Origin of the sequence: Thomasclavelia saccharogumia DSM 17460 (assembly GCF_000686665.1) — a bacterium.
In the GTDB taxonomy this organism is placed as follows: domain Bacteria; phylum Bacillota_I; class Bacilli_A; order Erysipelotrichales; family Coprobacillaceae; genus Thomasclavelia; species Thomasclavelia saccharogumia.
Genome location: NZ_JMLH01000019.1, coordinates 20580 through 40033, shown reverse-complemented (window position 1 = coordinate 40033; position 19454 = coordinate 20580). Strand labels below are relative to the sequence as shown.

The following is a 19454-nucleotide window of genomic DNA, read 5'->3' as shown; positions in this document are numbered from 1 at the left end:
AATTTAATTCATTATTTATGAATATTTTTTAGATTTTTTAAATATTTTTTGATCATTATTATAAAAGTCATTAAGCTTACAACTGCTAATGTTAAATAATTACTATTAGCAAGATCACCGGTAAGTGGTGCATTGGCAGATGAACTAGTAGTACTATTATTTCCATTTACACTACTATCGTTTCCTGGTTGAACATTGATATCTTGATCGTCATCATTTTCAACAACTTCTACTACTCTAGTTACAATAGCAACATTGTTAAAGCAATCAGTTACTTGATATGTCAACTCGTATCTACCAGCTTTATCAACATCGACACTACCTAATACAACAATCTGACTAGTCAAATCATTGCCTTGACTGTCAAAAGCTTTAACATCTTTCAATGGATCAAAATCTGTTCCTACAGCAATCTTATTAAATTCATCATCAGGTAATACTATTGTTGGTTTAATATTTTGTTTATCAATATTAACATAATTAACATTTGATCTTGTTAAACCACCATTAGTATCACTAATTTCAACATACCAGCCAAATAATCCATGAGGAGCATTTTCTAATGTATAGCTGATTTCTTGATTACTTCTTACATCATTAACTGTACCAAAAGTATCATCAGTATAAATATTAACATCTAAATTTGTTGTTTCAATTTGTTTTTGAACTGGTGTAATTCCTAAATCGCTATAATTAATTACAAATTCTTCTTCACCATTAATATCAGCTACATCACCAATATTACTTTCATCTTTAGCATTATAATCATCTAATGAAGGTGAATATGTTCTAATAATTATTTGTCCATTTGTATTATCAAAATGCATCAAACGCATATAACCCATACCACCTTGAGCTAAACCTTGATAATCAAATAACATTTGATAAACATTACGATCATTAACACCATCATGATTATCATCAAACTGCGATACTACTGTTTGAGCATTATGATAATGACCAGATAAAACCATACAAACATTAGGATTAACAGCTACGACTTCATTATAAATTCTTTGTGGCTCTTCACCTAAACCACCACTAGCTAATAGGTATTCATGGAAATTCAAAATTGCTTTTCTTTCTGGATACTGAGCTAAAACATCATTCATCCATTGAATTTCTTGATTACCAATACCCCACCCCATATATACCATGATAAAGTCAATGCCATCAACAGTAATTAAATCATAATGTCCACGATTGTCTTGATAACTTTCACCATACCATGGGTTTTGATTATAACGATCTTCACCAAAGTATTTGGAGAAAGAAGTATAATCACCACTTAAATGACCAACGTCATGGTTACCAGCTAAAACACCATAAGGCATATTAGCATCATCAAGCATTTTATAAGCATTGTCAGCATTGATCCATTCTTGCACTTGATCTTCATCATCAATAATATCACCATCATGGAATAAATACTGAATATTCATCCGTTCACGGTTAGCTAATAACCAATTATGAATATCTAATTGATATTGATAGTTTCCATCAACATCTTGATCTGGATTGCCATCAAAGTCTTCATTATAATATTGAGTATCACTTTCAACAGCAAATGTAAAATCATAGTTTTCTCTTGGTGTATCTGCTGGATTAGACATTGCACCAGTAAAATCTTCTCTATATTGATCAGGGGTATATCCTTCACCATTTTGAACCATAATTTTGATTGTTTGATCAAGTAAGTGATCTTTTAATATTACTTCACCGGTTAATTTCATGGTTTCACCATCAATTTCCATAACCGTATCTAATTTATCAAAAGTATTAGTTGCATAGTTATAAGCATACATAAAAGTCTTTTGATTATTAGATTTACCTTTCCAATCAATCTTAACAGTTGCATCATCACTTATATCACCAGTTACTTTAACATCAAACTGTTGATAAGGGAATCCATCACCAGAATCACCACTGAAATCCTGAGTATTATTACCGGCAATCTGACTAATACCACTAGATGAAGTAATATTAGCATCACCTAATAGATAACGTTCACCATGTTTGAAAGCAACCTGCATTAAATCATCAGTACTATCACTTACAGTAACTTTAAATGTTGGATCACCATTAACAGTTGTCCCACTTACTGGTGTTATTTCCCCATTAATTGCTGCATTTTCTTCTGGTGTTACAAAATTTATTACCTTACTAGTAACATTTCCAATCATATCTGAAGCTGTTAATACTAATTGATGATTACCTGGCTCCATTTCTAATGAACGGAAATCATAAGGCAATTCAATTCCTTCCCCATCAAGAGCAGCAATTAAAGTACTCGTATCACAAATAGCATCTTGGGCACTACCTTCAATAGTTCCATTATGATAAATTTGACCTTCAACCATATTAGTTTCAATAACTGGTGCGGTATTATCACTAACAAATGATACCGTCTTGCTACCACTTGTTACACTATGAGTACCATCTTCTAACGCAGTTGTATCAAGATCATAACGTAAAGCATTAAAGTTTTGATCATCTAATGTGAAAGTAGCATATAAAATTTCAACTTTGCTTGTACCATCACCCATACTAATTTCTTTTTCAGGGGTAATATCATTAACTTCAACTGGACTATCTGGTTTCCAGTTATCTTCAGTATGTTCAACTGCTCCTAGACCATAAACAGCACTATACTGACCAGCTCTTAAAGTTGTACCATCTGGTAATGTTAATCTAATATTCTTTATAGTAAAGTCATCGTTATTTTCAACATTGTGTTCTAAAGCATTAGCTTTATTACCAGCATGGAAAGCAATAGTAATTGTTTTTGAATCACTGTCAAAACAGCTAGCATTAATATCATAAGCATATGTCCGCCAGTCACTATAAGTACCTTCATTGAAAACGCCAATTACATCATTTCCAATTGCAACTGCATTTTTAAAGAAAACATCTGTTTGAGTAGTATCAAAAACAATTCGTGCGTTTCCGTTAATTGATTTGACTGCTTTATCAGTTACATCCTGATCATCAATTATCAAATTATTAGCGGTACCAATAATTTGTTCAGTTTGGTTAATAATCGCACCTTCGCTAATATTAATTTGATCGCCAGTAGAAACTGGTTTTTCATTATTAACTGTGCTAACTGGTGTTGTTATTTGTTGATAACCATCGCTAATAGCAAAATAATATGTATATGATGATTTATTATATAAATCTACTGCTGGTAATGTTTTTGAAAAATTATCACCAGAATTACGTAATAAATTATAAACTTCAAAATCTTCACTATTATTATCTTTTAAATACAAGTAAACACTCTTAATTGTTGTATCGTTAGATTTAGCATCAAGCGAGAAAGTTAAATCGTTAGCTTCATTAAAAGTAGCTGGTGTTTGATCTTTGTATTCTATCAAAGAAACAGTTTCTGGTAAAACAGCCTCATACATAGGTTTTTCAGTTACTGTTCCTGGTGTTGGTTCAGCGCTATTATCGATTAGCGTACTAGTAAAAGTTGAACCATCATATCTATTTTGATATACAATTGATTTATCAGCTGCAGTATCATCAACACCATCCATATTATATAAAACATAATCTAAAACATCTTTAATATTAGAAGTTATTTTTAACCCACGAGCCGAACCATTTGCCATTCCAGCATTATAAATCGAAATTAAATGATCACTATCTAGATTAGTATTAAACTTATTGTTAAAATCACTAATTTGTAAATCATCATTAGCACCATTTTTAATCCAAAAAACTAATGTATCATGTGATTTGATAATTTTATCCTCATTAGTTTCATACCAGATAACATCACCATCTACACCTTGATCAGGATAATTATAATACAATTTATAATCTTTTAAATTAATATCCAAATTTGAATTATTATAAATTTCAATGAATTCATAACCATCACTGCCACCGACATTAGAACTATCAGGCATAATTTCACTAATAACCAAGGGGGCAACCTTACTTTGATCAATCATTCCTGGCTGTTCGATTACTACAGTTTTCTTAACAGAAGTCACCTTATTAAAACCATCAGTAATAGTAACATCATATGTTAAATTTGAATAAGCAGCTAAATCTTGAGCAAGTACATCTACCTTTAAAATCCCATCAGTATATGATAAATCATAGCTGGCTACTACATTTTCATCCTGATATAAATTTAACTTAGCATCAATAATTGTGTTTGTAAGATTAGTATTTTCTACACTGACAGTGAAATTGCTATTTGCACTTACAAAACTATCTGCCCCAACTTCTACTTCAGGGTTTTCTACAATCGCTGGTGTTATATAGCGCCCCGTAATTAATTGTTGACTATTTAATTTTCCTAATGTTACTTCATTATCATAAACTGGCACTCCGGAATTTGAAGTGTAATTATAATAAATAGCTTCATCTGTGTCGATTTTACCATTACTAGAATCACTAGCAGTATAATTAACCGATGTTAATTCTTGATTAGTATTAGTGATAATTTTAAATCCACGAGTACCACTATTGCTCATTCCATCACTATGAATAGTTGTAAAATTATCACCAGCGACAAAATTAGTACCATAATTATTATTAAAATCTGCAACTGTTAAGCCAGTTTGTTCTACTGTCTCATTAACAACCCAAACTGTTAATACTTCTTTAGCATCTAAGACAATATCATCATCTAATTTCCAAACTGTTTCTTTATTACCATTAACATAAACAAGCTGGTAATTATTTACAGCTACACTTTGGTCACTAACATTAAAAATCTGTAAATATTCATACGCATCACTACCAGAAACATTAGTACTATTTGGTGATAATTCACTAATCAACAATGGTGAAGCAAATTCAACCGCCCCTTCATTAACAGTAACTGTTTGAGTTGCACTAGTAATTTCATTAATACCATCATTAAAAGTAGCAGTAATATTTAAAAGATCCTCATTACTAATTTCGCTAGCAGGGACACTATAAACATAATTACCGTCACTATCATATGTCATATCATATTCTTTATCATTTACCTTTAAAGTTGCTTTTAAAATAACTCCTGGTAAATTAGTCGTAGCTTTTACAACCAAAGCTTCGCCGGCATTGATTTCTTGAACAGTATTAATGGTAACAATTCCATCACTTACTGTTACAAATTGATACTTACTTTCTAATTTTTGTTGTTCAATCAAACTACCTGGTGTAGGATCCAAGTCATAACTAAAAGTACTTTCTTGAATTCTACCAGAATTGTAAATAAAGTTAATTCCTTTTTTTGTTTGTACTTTAACATCTTCATCATTATAAATAACTGAACTTAAAATTTGTTTAGTATTTTTTACTGTAACTCGCAGTTCTCTTTGACCACTATTAGAAAAACCACTAACAATATTTTCAGTTTTAACAATTTGTCCTTCATCAGCTGACAAATTATAATATTCTCTAAACAAAGCTAAATCTAAATCTTTACTTTCTTCATTTTGAATCCAAACAATCAAAGCTTCATTAGCTGGTAAAATTGTATTAGCAGGTAAATTCCACTCACTAATAGTACTACCATTATCATATAATACTTGATAATCATCTAAATTAATACTTTGATTACTAGTATTATACAATTCAAAATACTCAAATGCATCTCTACCACTAGTTGTTGTCATATCACTCTGGTGGCTATCAGCAACTATTTCACTAATAATAATTGGTGATGTAACACTATTTTCATTTAAGATAGCTGTGTCACTATTATCATTATTAACTGCTTGTAATGAAATAGCACTATTACTACCTACAACAAGAGTTGTCACCAAGGTTGCCATTGTGGCTTTAATTACTTTATTTGATTTTTTCTTCGTCATTTTTTCGTCCTCCTGATATTACAAAGGTAATATAACAAAATCATCAACAAAGTATGTTAATACTAAGTAATTTTTTCCTTAATTTTCTTTTATATAACCTTTACTAAATATTTACTTTGATAAAATTATTTTAAAATAGCAAATTAGACTTTAAAATAAACCATGTTAACATTTAACAAAGACTAAGTCCACTGGATATAAGGAAATTCAATTCGTTTGGAAACCTACAAATCTGCCACTTACAAACTATTATTTGACAAAACGTCAAACCAGACAGATATTTTATTTAATTAACATAAATTTTATCCTTTTTAATACAGCAAATTTACATATTTTTAAGCCTGCAACATATTTATAGCCATTTTATACAAAATGATTACTAATTATTATAAATGATTAAAATAAATAATATGCTAGAATATCTAATGTATTTTTAGTATGAACTAAATCACCAGTAGTTTAACTAAAAATATAAACATACATTAAGAAAAGATAAAGAGGAAAGAAAAATGAAAAAAATTTTAAAAGGTTCATTAGTTTTAGCTCTTACATTATCTTGTGTCCCAATGAATACAAATAAGTTAGATGCATTAGCAGCTTCTGATATTGAAGTAACTAATTCAAATAACATTGTAACAATTGGAAACGAGTATATTGAAAGGGAATTTTCAACAGTAGATAATAAATTAAAAACTACTAGTATTGAAAATAAACGTGCTAAAACAACGTTTGAACCAGCGACAGGCAGCGAAGAATTTATTATTAAAACAACTAAAGAGCAAAAAGATGCTCCAGTTGTACCGGCACTTAATCGTAATGGTTGGACAGCGACAGCTGATAGTTTTCATAACCCATCAGGACCAAGTGATGGACCAGCACAAAATTTATTAGACGGTGATGTTAATTCAATCTGGCATACTAATTATGGTGGGGGAACTGGTGACCAAGAATATCCTCATAACGTTGTAATTAATTTAAAAGGTGAAGAAACATTTCAAGCATTTTCTTATACACCTAGACAACAAGGTGAAGAGACAAATGGAAATATTCAAGGATATGAATTATGGGTTTATAATGGACCTGTTGGTGATGATTTAGCAGTTGATTCATCTGAATGGAAACAAGTTGCTAAAGGAAATTTTGTTTATGAAGGAGTAAATCCTATTTATGTAAATTTAAAAGAAGCTACAACAGCAACACAAATTAAGTTTGTTGCGACTTCATCTAATAATGGAGCAAAATTTGCAGGTGGAGCAGAATTTAATTTACATGCAGAAAAGGCACCTGTTGAAGAAGATAATGCACGTTCTTTTGAAGCAAGTGATTTGACTTTAAAGGAAAATGGAGTAACAGTAGAAGATACTACTGCTACAATTAATAACATAGAAAAAATTGGTAAAAAAGTAACATTTTCTTTTGAACCATATAATTTCAAAGGTGTAGATTATACAGTTAATGAAGTTGTTGTTATGTATGAAGGGGATCACTTCATGCGTAAATATATGGAAATTAGTGTACCTGATGAACATGCAGGAGAAGCTGAAATCGATTATATTGATTTAGAATCATTAAATGTTAATGAAAGTGATGCTACTTGGACTATTCCAACTGGAAAAGGTGGCGTTGTTGAAATGGATGAATTTAAAGCTAATTTAGGACAGCCAATCTATATTCAAGGTATGTTTATGGGATGTGAATTTCCTGCAACTGATACACAAATCGTTGATGATAACGGTTATATCAGATATTATACAGGAAAAACATTTAACAAATTAGTTGACGATAAGCAAGCTACTAGCAATGATGGCATGACTAATTATATGACATGGCAAACAGTAGCTGGTGCTGCTAGAAGTACTGATAATTCTGTAATTCAGGCAGATTTTTATGATTATATCCAATCTATTGCAACACCTTCTGAATTTAGAATTCAATATAATTCATGGTTTGATAATATGATGAGAATTGATGATAAAAATATTCTTGATTCATTTATTGAAGTTGATAGAGAACTGAGTAATACAGGTGTTAGACCATTAGATTCATATGTTGTAGATGATGGATGGAATAACTATAATGATACACATGTTGTAGATGCAGTACGTTCTGGAACAACATTAAATCAAACAGGATTCTGGGAATTCAACAGTAAATTTCCTCAAGGATTAACACCTTCAAGTGAATTAGTAAATAATTTTGGAAGTAACTTTGGGGTATGGGTTGGACCACGTGGTGGTTATAACTTTTATAGTTCTTTAGCTGATATTTTAGTTAAAAATGGTACAGGAAGTAAAGCTGGAGGTTCAATCGATGTAGCAGATCGTAACTACATTAAAAATTTCCAAGAAATGGCTGTAAATTGGCAAAAAGAATATAAAGTTAATTATTGGAAATGGGATGGATTTGCTGATAGAGCGCAATTTAATGCTTTCCCTGCTAGAGATGGGGTACCTGGATATGCAAATAATCACATGACAGGTGGATATAAAAATATGTATCATGTAACTGATATGTGGGAAGCATGGATTGATTTGTTTGAAGCAGTTCGTCAAAGTGAAATTGATGACAATATCAATGATTTATGGATTTCATTAACTTGTTATGTAAATCCAAGCCCTTGGTATTTACAATGGGCAAACAGTGTATGGATTCAATGTACACATGACCGTGGTGATGCTGGTCCAATTAATAACAAAATGGATACCATGCTAACTTACCGTGAAGCTGTTTATTATGACTTCATTAAAGAACATGAATTCCAATTCCCGCTTGCAAACCTTTATAATCATGATCCGGTTTATGGGGTTGAAGGTACACAAATTAATATTAATTCAATGACTGATGAACAATTTAAAAATTACTTATACATGATGTCAACTCGTGGAACAGGTTTCTGGGAATTGTATTATTCAGATTCAATTATGACAAAAGGTAAGTATGAAGTAAATGCTGAATTCTTAGCATGGGCAGAAGAAAATTTCCATATTTTAAAAAATGCTAAGATGTTTGGTGGAAATCCAGCTAATGGTGTTAAATTAGGTGGAATTGGTCAATCGACAGAATTTGAAGCATATGGATTCTCTGCTTGGGATGGTGAGGATGGAATTATTTCAATGCGTAATCCTGATGACGAAGTACAAACAATTACATTTACATTAGATCGTAATATTGGTCTTGCAGAGTCTATTAAAGATAAAACTTTATATAGTACAGGAATTCATAGTTATAATATGCCAGAAAGTGGAAATGATAACTATAAAGAATTTACATATGGTCAAGAAGTAACTGTTACTTTACAACCTGGTGAAACAAGACTTTGGTCTTTGTCAACTACTAAAGATGTAGAAGCTCCTACTTATACAACTTTATCAACTGATGGAGATAAAACATTAAATGTTAAATTTGATGAAAAAGTAATTGGAACAGATTTTGATGTTACAGTAAACGGAAAAGTTGCAGAAATAGCTAACGTTAGTAAGAGCGTTGATCAAGTTTTTTATGAAATTGAATTGGCAACTAAACCAACAAACAATGCAACAGTTGTTGTAACTGCTAAAGATATTTCTGATTTAAATGGAAATAAAGTTGCTAAAGCTGAAAAATCAGTAATATTCCATAAAAATAATACAGCTTTATCTGTTAAATCTGATGAAGTAACTGGTTCTAAAGTTGTAGGAACTGTAGCAAAATCATTAAGTAATGATAATGGATTTAGTGTGGTTGTAGATGTTAATACGACAACAACTAATAAAGAACTTGCTAGTCAAGGATATACAGTAGGAATTAATGCTGAAGGTAAAGCATACTTTACATTAGGTAATGCAACAGCTACATCTAAAGTTGTAGTAAATGATGGTACTGATCATCAAATTCAAGCAATTAAAGAAAATAATGGTATCTTAAAATTATATGTTGATGGAGCATTACAAAGTTCAGCATATGATAAAGATAATAAAACATTAGTTATCGAAGCTGCTAAGACGATCCTTGGTAGCGATGGATTTGAAGGTAAATTAGGTATAAAAGTATTAGATAGAGCATTAGGATACAATGAATTTACAACTGATAGTAGTGAAGAAGGATTAATCTCAAATGAAAATATTAAGCCAACAGCTACTACATATGATAGCACTGAAGGTGCTGTAGCTAATAATGCAAATGATGCTAATACAAACACTTATTGGGCAAGTGCACAAACTGCTAACAATAAAACTGAAAAACAATATTTAACTTATGAATTGTCAAATGCTTATACAGTAAACAAAGTACAATATATTCCAAGATTTGATGCTACTCAAAAATTAAATTGTACAGGTAATATTTTAGAATATGTTGTAGAAACAAGTATGGATGGTCAAGAATGGAAACAAGTAGCAACTGGTGCTACAGTAAGAGAAGGTAACGGGGTTACTGATATCATTTTTGAATCCCCAGTTGAAGCCAAATATGTACGTTTAAGTGCAAATGATACATATCACTGGAAACAAGGTTCAAATAATACAATTGTTGCAGCTGCAGAATTTAAAGTATATGGTAAGATTGAATTAGATACAGATGCTTTAAGTCAACGTATTGAAGAATTAGAAAAAGTTGATACAACAAATTGTACTGAAGAAAGTATTGAAGAATTTAATACTTTATTAGATGAAGCTAGAGATGTATTAGAAAATGCAACTGATCAAGAAGAAATAGCTCAAATGGTTGAAGCATTAAAGAATGCAGAAGGTATTTTAAAACCTAATGAACCAGCAAAAGAGGCAGATAAAACACTATTAAAGATTGCCCTAGATTTAGCTAATGCTATTACTGATGAAGATTTAGCTAATGTCGTACCGGCAGTAGTTGAAGAATTCAAAGAAGCAAGAGATGAAGCTAATGGAATTTATAATGATACTAGTGCAACTCAAGATAAAGTAAATGCTGCATTTGACAGACTTGCAACAGCTATGCATATGCTAGACTTTGTTAAAGGTGACAAAACAGCGTTAAAAGCATTTATTGATAAGGTTAGTGGATTAGAAGCTAGTAAATACACAGAAGCTACATGGGTACCGTTTAATGAGGCTTTAGTAGTGGCAACTGGTGTATACAACGATGAAAATGCAATGCAAGAAGAAATAACTAAAGTATACAATGAATTAGTAACTGCATTTATAAATTTAAGATTAATCCCTGATAAAACTTTATTAGAAGATTTAATCAACAAAGCAAATGGATTAAGCGCAGCTAATTATACAAAGGCATCATATAAAGTTTTAAGTGATGCATTGAATGACGCAAAAGTAGTATTTGATATTTCAAATGCAACTCAAGAAGAAGTAGATAGTGCAAAAGATGTTCTTGCAAAAGCTATTGCTGGATTACAAACTGTAACAACTGATAATACAGTAAGTACACCAGTAAATAAAGGTGATACAATAGTAAGTGTAAAAACAGGAGATAATGGTTTAGTTGGAATGTTTGCAACAATGGCATTATTAAGTGCGGCTGGATATACAGCATTTAGAAGAAAAGTAGATTAATTCTTTAAACGGTTATGAATTTTCATAACCGTTTTTTAAAGAAATTTGTTAAATAGAAAATACTGGTTAGGGCTAGTTAGAATTTATTTGTGACTATGACTAATTTATGCTTTATCTTTGAAAAAATATACTTTGTTATTGAATTGTTTATATGGAAAATTTCGTGATTTGTTTTTGTCAAGCAAATTTGAAAATATCTCAAAAAATTTTAAACATTAGCACCAGATCAGTGCTTTTGTTTTGCAAGGAAATTTAAGTAGAAGCCGGGTTTGTCAAGTAAAATGTGTAAGTTTTTTAGAAAAATTATTTCGAATTAAAAACTTACCACTTTTTCTATGCTGTTATAATTTTATACACATTCTTTTATTTGTTTGATTTTATATTAATGCTCAAAAAGGTAAGTGTTCCTTTGTAAACGCTTACCTGTAAATATCTTCACATATTTATGATCTATAATTTTATATATTTATTTATCCTGTCTCTAAATCTATCATCTGTCATTAATTGGTTTAATACCATTGACCAGTTTCTAACTCTTCCTCCTTCCCATTTTTTCTCTAATTCCCTCACTCTTAAATATATTAATTTAAATAATGCATTTTCATTAGGAAATGCTCCTTTTTTTGTGACTTTTCTAAATGTTGCATTTATCGATTCAACTGCATTAGTCGTATACATGATCTTTCTTACATCACTTCCGATATCAAATAATTGATCGATATGCTCCTTGTTTCTTGCCCAGACATCTACTGCACCTGGATAATGGCTCCATTCTTTTTTAAAAGCTTCAAAAGCTGTATTTGCAGCTTTTAAACTAGCAGCCCCGTATACTTTTTTTATACTTTGCGTAAATCGCTTATAATCCTTTGATGGTACATATTTTAGTGAATTGCGAATCAAATGAACAATACACCTTTGGACTACTACATTGGCAAATATTGCTTTCGCACCTGATTCTAATCCCGATACACCATCCATAGATATGAAGAATATATCTTCTACACCACGTGCTTTAATTTCATCAAAAATTTGCATCCAATAATTCTTAGATTCTGTCTCATTTAACCAAATACCGAGTATTTCTTTATTACCGTTTAAATCATAGCCTAAGATAACATATACAGCACAATCCTTTACCTCATAATCATTTCTAAGTGTTACATACATACAATCAACAAAAGTAAACGCATAACACTTTTTAAGCGGTCTATTTCGCCACTCATTTAGATCATCTAAAACTGCATCAGTAATATCAGAAATCATTTCATGTGATACACTAAATCCATAAATATCTTCAATAGTAGCTGAAATATCTCTTTGTGACATTCCCCCGCATACATCGCAATAACTTTATCTTCGATAGAAGATATATCTCTTTGTCGTTTAGGGACGATCACTGGATCAAATGAACCGTTTCTATCTCTGGGAACCTGAATTTCCAGTTCACCTTGTGAAGATTTTACTTTCTTTTTACCATAACCGTTACGTCGATTATCAGTTTCTTTAAAATTTTTATCATTAGAATCATAACCAAGATGATGATTAATTTCACCTTTAAGCATACTCTCTAACATTGGTCCAAAAAGATCCTTCAAAGCATTAGACATGTCTTCTACTCTGGTTTATATTGTTTTAAAATAGCTTCAGCTAAAGCTACAGTTTGTGGGTCTCTTTTAATTTTTGTCATATAAATCTCCAATCATAATTACTATATACTATTTAAATAAAAAATAAACTGTCTAAGCAAAGCCGTACGCTCTTTACTTACACAGTTTATTTTACACTCTCCTGTTCTCTCTTAAAAATTGTCCAAAAAATTGTTGACAATCCAAACAAACTGCTAAACAGATTGCTATATAAATAATTTTTAATATTTCTTTCATAGCGTTACTTCTCCTTATATAAATGTATTTTTATTTATTTCTGATTACTATCTCGTCTATGCTTATTTCTAATGCATCTGCAATAGCTATTACTGTAGATATAGTCGGATCTTTTATTTCACCATTTAGTAGTTTCTTTAAATTCGTACGGTCATAATTTGTCATTTTTGATAATTTATATACTGTTATATTTTTTACTTTCATAAGTTCAATTACTTTATTTGTATTCATATATTTTTCCGTCTGATATTCCAGGGGGTCAATAATAATTTTACCATTTTCTTTAGCCCACTTTTCAAACTCAGCTCTGTCAATCATCATCTTTTCACCATGTCCTTCAGATGAAAGCACTATATTTCTGTATGTATATGGATTTTTTCTACTGTCTGCATCATCACAGATCTTATCTTTGTTTTCGTTCATAATTTTCAACTCCTCTTTTGTACCACTCACTGACACAAATGTTATTAAATATTACGTTTAACATTTTTGTATGTGCCCTGATTATTTATTATTTCACATCTGATTACATTACTCCCAGTATTGTCTCAACAAAGATACAGCCGTAATTGTATAAATGACACTTTGCGAGTGTATCATTATAGCCGTTTCTCAACGAGGGAGTATTTACATATTCTTCATAGTTTATTGCCTTTATTGTATTGCTCATTTTTACTGTCCCCTTTGCAAGTTTAAATTTTAATCATCATACTATTTATAAATTTTTTATAATTATTTTTTAAATATATGTAGTTGCACTACAACTTAATAGACTCAGGATTAAAAATACACACATTTTTAATCCCCGTTTAATATTGTCCGCAAATGTTACACTTCTTTTTCATATTTAACCTGCACGCTTTATATTTAAAATAGATTTCTTATATAACTGCATTCTCTAATCATAGTAATCATTTCATTTGCTCTTTCTTCTACTGCGTTACAAAATCCATCGATTACTTTTTCTTTATCTATATCAGCTTGAAAGCTATATTTGTCAGCAGATGTGCAGTAAGGCATTAAATAACTTATGATACATACATTATTAGATACTGTGATACTTGTAATTTCTATTTCTTGATTTTTCATTTTCAATGGTTTGAATACTTTTTTCCAATACTTCTCTAACTTTTTATCTGATGAAAGAGTATTACTGTTTTGTAGATCATCATTTGTATTTTTTTCAGGTGTTTTAAGTCCAATAAACATTAAATGTGATTCTAAATCATTTTCAGACCATTCAATAATTTTAAAATTATATGCATTTTCATCATTTCCCCAAACGATTTTATTTTTTAGATTACTAAGATGCTTTTCTGCGCCTTTTAGTGTTTTAAAAACTTTTGGTTTTTGCATATTAAACCAACTGCTTGGATAAAGATACAGCCCATCCATATCACTGTATGTTCCTGCATAAATTTCACTATTATATTTAATTACATACATTTTTTATCATCTCCTTTTGGCCTTGATCACATTCTAAAACACTTTTTAATATTGAACGCACATAATCATATGCTCTCTCACGTTCCTTCTGTTCTTCTCTTGTATACCTGTCATAAGAATAACCATGAGTATTAGTTTTTCCATAACCACGAAGATACAATTCCCTGCTTATTATTGAATAATTATACGTAAATTCAAATTTAAACTGTTTATATGTGACATAAATACGATCTATATCATTGCTGTATATGCTTATTTCAATGTCTGAATCAATTTTATTAATTTCCTCTTGAATATGCTCTTTTATTAATAATGCATATTTTTCTTCATATTTTTCCAGTTCAGCTCTAAATTTCTCGATTCTATTCATTTTAATCCCTCTTTTTATTCAACATCTTCATAATGATCATAAATGTCATTAACACACATAGAATAAATGAACTCCTTTTCAATTTTTTCACTATTTTTTTCCAGCCAGGCTTGTCGTTTTTCTTCATTCCATTTCAACCACGATTTTGGTACATCATACAACATTGAAAGCTCTCCATTATCCGCACAATGATTACTATCATTTGTGAATTCGTAATTAGCATATACTATAATTTTTGGCATCCTCTATAACCTCCTGAATTTTAAAACTCTTTTCATATTTCCAATTAACCATTTCAACCTCAATTAAATTAATCAAAAATAATTTCAAAATATTCAACATTTTTATAATCGTGTTTCATACGTTCATAAAATTCTTTAATATCGTTAATTCTTGTTGGATCTGGATAGTTTAATTTATAAAATTCATTTTTTGCCTTTTTTAAATTTTTTACTGCTGTATCATACGAAATCAAATATATTGACCCATTACCAGATAATGCATTACATTCCTCACATCTAAAAGCTTTATAAAAAATTCCATCTGCATATCCAAAGAAATACACTTCATCATTAGGTACTCCTTTATATTCCTTTTTTTCAATGTATGTATGTTCATTTCCAACAGTTATTACATCATATCTTTTCGACCATATTCCATTTGGTACTCTTATAGTAAAATCATGCGCCATTCTAATCACCTGGTATATTGTAATTGACTTCAATCCATGAATTAATATATTCAGAAATCCCTCTTGCAGTAATTTCATCCATTCCTGCATCCATTAATTTAATTCGATTATAATAACAGCTATCACTATGATCAGATGCTTCACAGCAAATATTCCAATTTGGTATTGCTATAAATCCACCGTTTATGTGATGACCAAAAATTATTAAATAACTGTTATCTTTTATCTCTACACAATGTTCAAAATAAATCTTAGTATTTTTCGTAAAATTCTGTTTATTTTTTATTTCCATTTTTATTTCACTCCTAAAATATTAGCCATTTGCACTGGAAAGAAACGATTTTCTTCGAATTCTCTAACATGACATTCCATATTATCAAAGAATACTCTCACTGTTCTGCTTTAATACATTAAAATTTCTATAAAAAGCAATATAAATCCATACATAAAATAAACCAATATAGGTAAAAGCAACAAAATCAAAATGCAGAAAACAAATATTAAAACTACTCCACAAAATCTAAGTATTTTATCTGAATCATGCATTATTTCATTTATAAAAGAATAAAATTCCATACATAAAACTTTTATTTTTTTTATCCGTTCTATTGTTGAACCACTGATATAAGTAATTTTTCTATCAAAGAAAATAGAACTGGTTATATTTCTAATTCCCTCAGTCAAAAAAATTATAGTTAAATATACATAATAGTTATTTCGAAAGGAAGCACTGGCCACAAAACTTTTATCTACCATATCCGGATTTACTAAACAGGCAAAACCTAAAAATCCTAAATACATTGCTACACACTCAATAATAAATATAACTATCCATTTAAATAACCTAAATACATCAATGTTATTAAAAACAGTATAAAATAAACGTTTAATCATCATATTCCTCCTTTGCCAACGCTGGTAAATTTACCAGCGTTGTAATTTCCTTGTACTTATATTTCATCCATACTCATCTGCCCATCTAAAACATTTTCATCTTTATTTTGTTCATCTATCTCAATTGATATTTGAATACATCTGCTAAATTTACTAATCACATTATGAATATTTATTAGAGAATCTTCGACAGTAATATCCCTATCATCAGACTCTGCAATCTTTTTATGAGATATAGATGTATTCTCAACTTTTTTATTAATCTTATCAATCTGCTTTAACAGCTTTTTGTAATCTGAAAAGAGTTCACTTAATCCATACTCTTTATTTTTACAGCTATCTTTTTTGGCTTCATCATGCGTTCCTATATCAACAGATTCTTCTTTCTTTTCAATTGCATTTATATATTTTTGTACCGTTTTACCTGACTTTGCACCAATAAAAGGTGCAATCCAGTCTCTTTTATTACCTTTAGGTTTAGGATCCAATTGCTGATATATATCTAACAGCTCAGCAACAATTTTTATTTTATCTAGTTCCGACATTATTCTTGTCCCATTTCCTAATATCAAACGCAAACGGTCATTTAATTCACTTTCCGGTGCTTCATAAACGATACAGTATACTTCCGGTTCTATCTTTCCCTCGTCAGCTAATCCCTTAAGTGCTGTATACCTACGTTCACCATCACTTATCCTGTATCTGTCACCTATTTTATAAACATCCAGTGGTTTCCTTAATCCATATTCCAGAATTGACGATTTAAGCTCGTCAATTCCATTAATATCAAACTGATTATGTTGATTCACTTCTATATCATCAATATCAATAGTTTTTAGTCCAACGGGTTTCTTATTCATCTTGTTAACTTTATCTGCATTGATTAAATTTGTAAGTGCCATACCTTTACTCCTCCTCATAATCCTGGTAAATTTACCAGGATTTAAATTTCATTATCAAACTCTTTAATTAATTCATCTACAAGATTACGATAATCCTCACCAACACCAGTTTTACTGTTATACAGTAATTTACCGCTCATAGTTGATCTTGATGCAACTGCATCCTGATAGCCTACTGTTGTCTTTAAAATAGTATCGCCATAGAATTCTCTAATCTTATTAATAAAATTGATGTAAGCCGGTCTTATACCACGAGGAATCATATTCATCAATATTCTTATTTTATATTCACATTCATAATCATCTTCAATATCAAACAATTCCTCAAGTGTATCAATCAGCCCCTTTAATTCAAATCCACCTGGTTTAAGTGGGATTATAATTTCATTCGAACAAAATAGACCATTTACAGTAATATTATTAAATGTTGGTGCATGATCAATGATCACGATATCATAATCATTTCTAATTTCTCTCAAAGCCCTTTTTAAAATCACATGTCGTTGACCTGTTGATGCACCAAGCAGCTTATCTGTAGCAATAAGTTCAGTACCGATTGATGGAATAATATCTAACTGCTGATACTGTGTTTGATGAATACACTCTCTAATAACATCTTTCCCCTCAAGCAGAAGTTTATTTAAATCATTTCTTTCGCCAAGCATACTGATTAGTGAATTTTTTATAAACTTAGTTGAACTTCTAATGTCACAGTTTTCCGGTACCTCCAGCATATTAAATTCTTCTAATGTAATTGATTTAAACTCCGGCAGAAAAAATTTAGTTGCATTGCCCTGTGCATCTGCATCGATTAACAAAATTCTTTTTCCGTCATTCATTAATCTTTCTACTAACCCGTAACTGATATTTACTGATGCGGTGGTTTTTCCAACTCCGCCCTTTTCATTGATAATACTTATAACTTTCATCTCTCTATTCTCCTTGTTTTTTCTTTTATTAAATTTCACTTTTTCGTATTAATCTCAACAGCAAAAACATTCATAAACTAATAAGAATCAACTCATTTTACAAAATAAAATTCAAGTATTTGACATCAAACATCTACGCTACCCCTTTCACCCCAAACACCGCTTTGACATTCTTAATAGTTTCTTCAGTTAATTCAACATCTTTGAATATCTTCATACGCTTTGACCAGTTTAAAAAATCTTCGTAATCTTTTAAATGTATAGTCCCGTGCATTCCATTCTTAGCTATATAGTTAACTGGGATTCGCTCTTTACTTTTACTTTCTTTTACAGTTTTTGTGTTCTTGTTCCTTATATTTTCATCTTCATAGACCAGTACATCATCAAACAGATAAATAAGCTCTGCCAGCGCATTATCACGAAGTTTATATACCTGCCAGATAGGTTCAAACTCAACATCGTGTACTGAATCATAATAACCATAACGTATTTCATTAAATGTAGCGTTATAGAAATAGTGAAGAATAATTACATTTTTTTGTTTTTCATTTTTCAGCATATTTACAGCTTCAAGCGTTCTGCATATATAATTTTCGTTACTATTTGACTTGCATACACTTTTAATAAACTTATAGTCACCGCTTTCTAAACTGCCATTGGACATTCTTATTACAGAGGCAGAAAATGATGAAATATTTGCTTCGACTGAATAGGCATGATCGAGCATCAACTCACTTACTCTGTTCAAAACAGCTTTAACATTTTCAATAGATAATTTTATATTTACTTTTCTTCTGCAGTTATCAGATTTGTCATTATTCAGCATCGACCATTACTCCTCTCCAGTAAACTCTAATCATTATGTCGGCTATTCTACCGATATAATATGATTTTTATATGTTAATGCCCTTATAATCTCATTTTTACCAATTGAGACATTTCATCTTTTCCGTTTTTTAAAGCGTCCTGTACAGTATATTTATCCCATTCTGCTCCAG

The 19454-nt window shown here is 30.3% G+C and carries 12 protein-coding genes and 1 pseudogene; 1 reads left to right on the top strand and 12 read right to left on the bottom strand.

The window, feature by feature from the left end; all coding sequences use genetic code 11:
• Window positions 1-11: 11 nt before the first annotated feature.
• Entirely contained in the window at window positions 12-5819 is a 5808-nt protein-coding gene (locus tag BR82_RS0106035) for a lamin tail domain-containing protein (RefSeq protein ID WP_027089457.1), read from the bottom strand.
• A gap of 509 nt (window positions 5820-6328) precedes the next feature.
• Here BR82_RS0106035 and BR82_RS17650 point away from each other — a divergent pair.
• On the top strand, window positions 6329-11341 hold the full coding sequence (locus BR82_RS17650; protein ID WP_051592758.1) for a discoidin domain-containing protein: 5013 nt from the start codon (window positions 6329-6331) through the stop codon (window positions 11339-11341).
• 450 nt (window positions 11342-11791) lie between these two features.
• On the opposite strand, the pseudogene BR82_RS15255 reads toward BR82_RS17650, so the two are convergent.
• The 11 genes and pseudogenes from BR82_RS15255 to BR82_RS0105975 all read right to left on the bottom strand — a co-directional run bounded on the left by BR82_RS15255 (window position 11792) and on the right by BR82_RS0105975 (window position 19282).
• A pseudogene (locus BR82_RS15255) lies at window positions 11792-13028 on the bottom strand (IS256 family transposase).
• 226 nt (window positions 13029-13254) lie between these two features.
• Window positions 13255-13647, bottom strand: coding sequence for a helix-turn-helix domain-containing protein (locus BR82_RS16305; protein ID WP_051592757.1), 393 nt, complete (start codon window positions 13645-13647; stop codon window positions 13255-13257).
• A 444-nt stretch (window positions 13648-14091) separates the two neighbouring features.
• Window positions 14092-14670, bottom strand: coding sequence for a hypothetical protein (locus tag BR82_RS0106015; protein WP_027089455.1), 579 nt, complete (start codon window positions 14668-14670; stop codon window positions 14092-14094).
• Window positions 14657-15040: a hypothetical protein gene (locus BR82_RS15250; RefSeq protein ID WP_051592756.1), complete on the bottom strand. Its 384-nt coding sequence runs from the start codon at window positions 15038-15040 to the stop codon at window positions 14657-14659. The genes BR82_RS0106015 and BR82_RS15250 overlap by 14 nt, the downstream gene beginning before the upstream one ends.
• Before the next feature lie 14 nt (window positions 15041-15054).
• Window positions 15055-15282, bottom strand: a complete 228-nt coding sequence (locus BR82_RS0106005; protein WP_027089454.1) for a hypothetical protein — start codon at window positions 15280-15282, stop codon at window positions 15055-15057.
• 68 nt (window positions 15283-15350) lie between these two features.
• Window positions 15351-15731, bottom strand: a complete 381-nt coding sequence (locus tag BR82_RS0106000) for a hypothetical protein (RefSeq protein WP_027089453.1) — start codon at window positions 15729-15731, stop codon at window positions 15351-15353.
• Window position 15732: 1 nt separating this feature from the next.
• Window positions 15733-16023 carry a DUF6618 family protein gene (locus BR82_RS0105995; RefSeq protein WP_027089452.1) on the bottom strand — a complete coding sequence of 97 codons (291 nt, stop codon included), beginning with the start codon at window positions 16021-16023 and terminating at the stop codon, window positions 15733-15735.
• A 110-nt stretch (window positions 16024-16133) separates the two neighbouring features.
• Window positions 16134-16625 carry a hypothetical protein gene (locus BR82_RS0105990; RefSeq protein WP_027089451.1) on the bottom strand — a complete coding sequence of 164 codons (492 nt, stop codon included), beginning with the start codon at window positions 16623-16625 and terminating at the stop codon, window positions 16134-16136.
• Window positions 16626-16681: 56 nt separating this feature from the next.
• A complete protein-coding gene (locus BR82_RS0105985; protein WP_027089450.1) occupies window positions 16682-17527 on the bottom strand; it encodes a ParB/RepB/Spo0J family partition protein in 846 nt (281 codons plus the stop codon).
• 41 nt (window positions 17528-17568) lie between these two features.
• Entirely contained in the window at window positions 17569-18456 is an 888-nt protein-coding gene (locus BR82_RS0105980) for a ParA family protein (RefSeq protein ID WP_027089449.1), read from the bottom strand.
• 133 nt (window positions 18457-18589) lie between these two features.
• Window positions 18590-19282, bottom strand: coding sequence for a hypothetical protein (locus tag BR82_RS0105975; RefSeq protein ID WP_027089448.1), 693 nt, complete (start codon window positions 19280-19282; stop codon window positions 18590-18592).
• Between the last annotated feature and the right edge of the window lie 172 nt (window positions 19283-19454).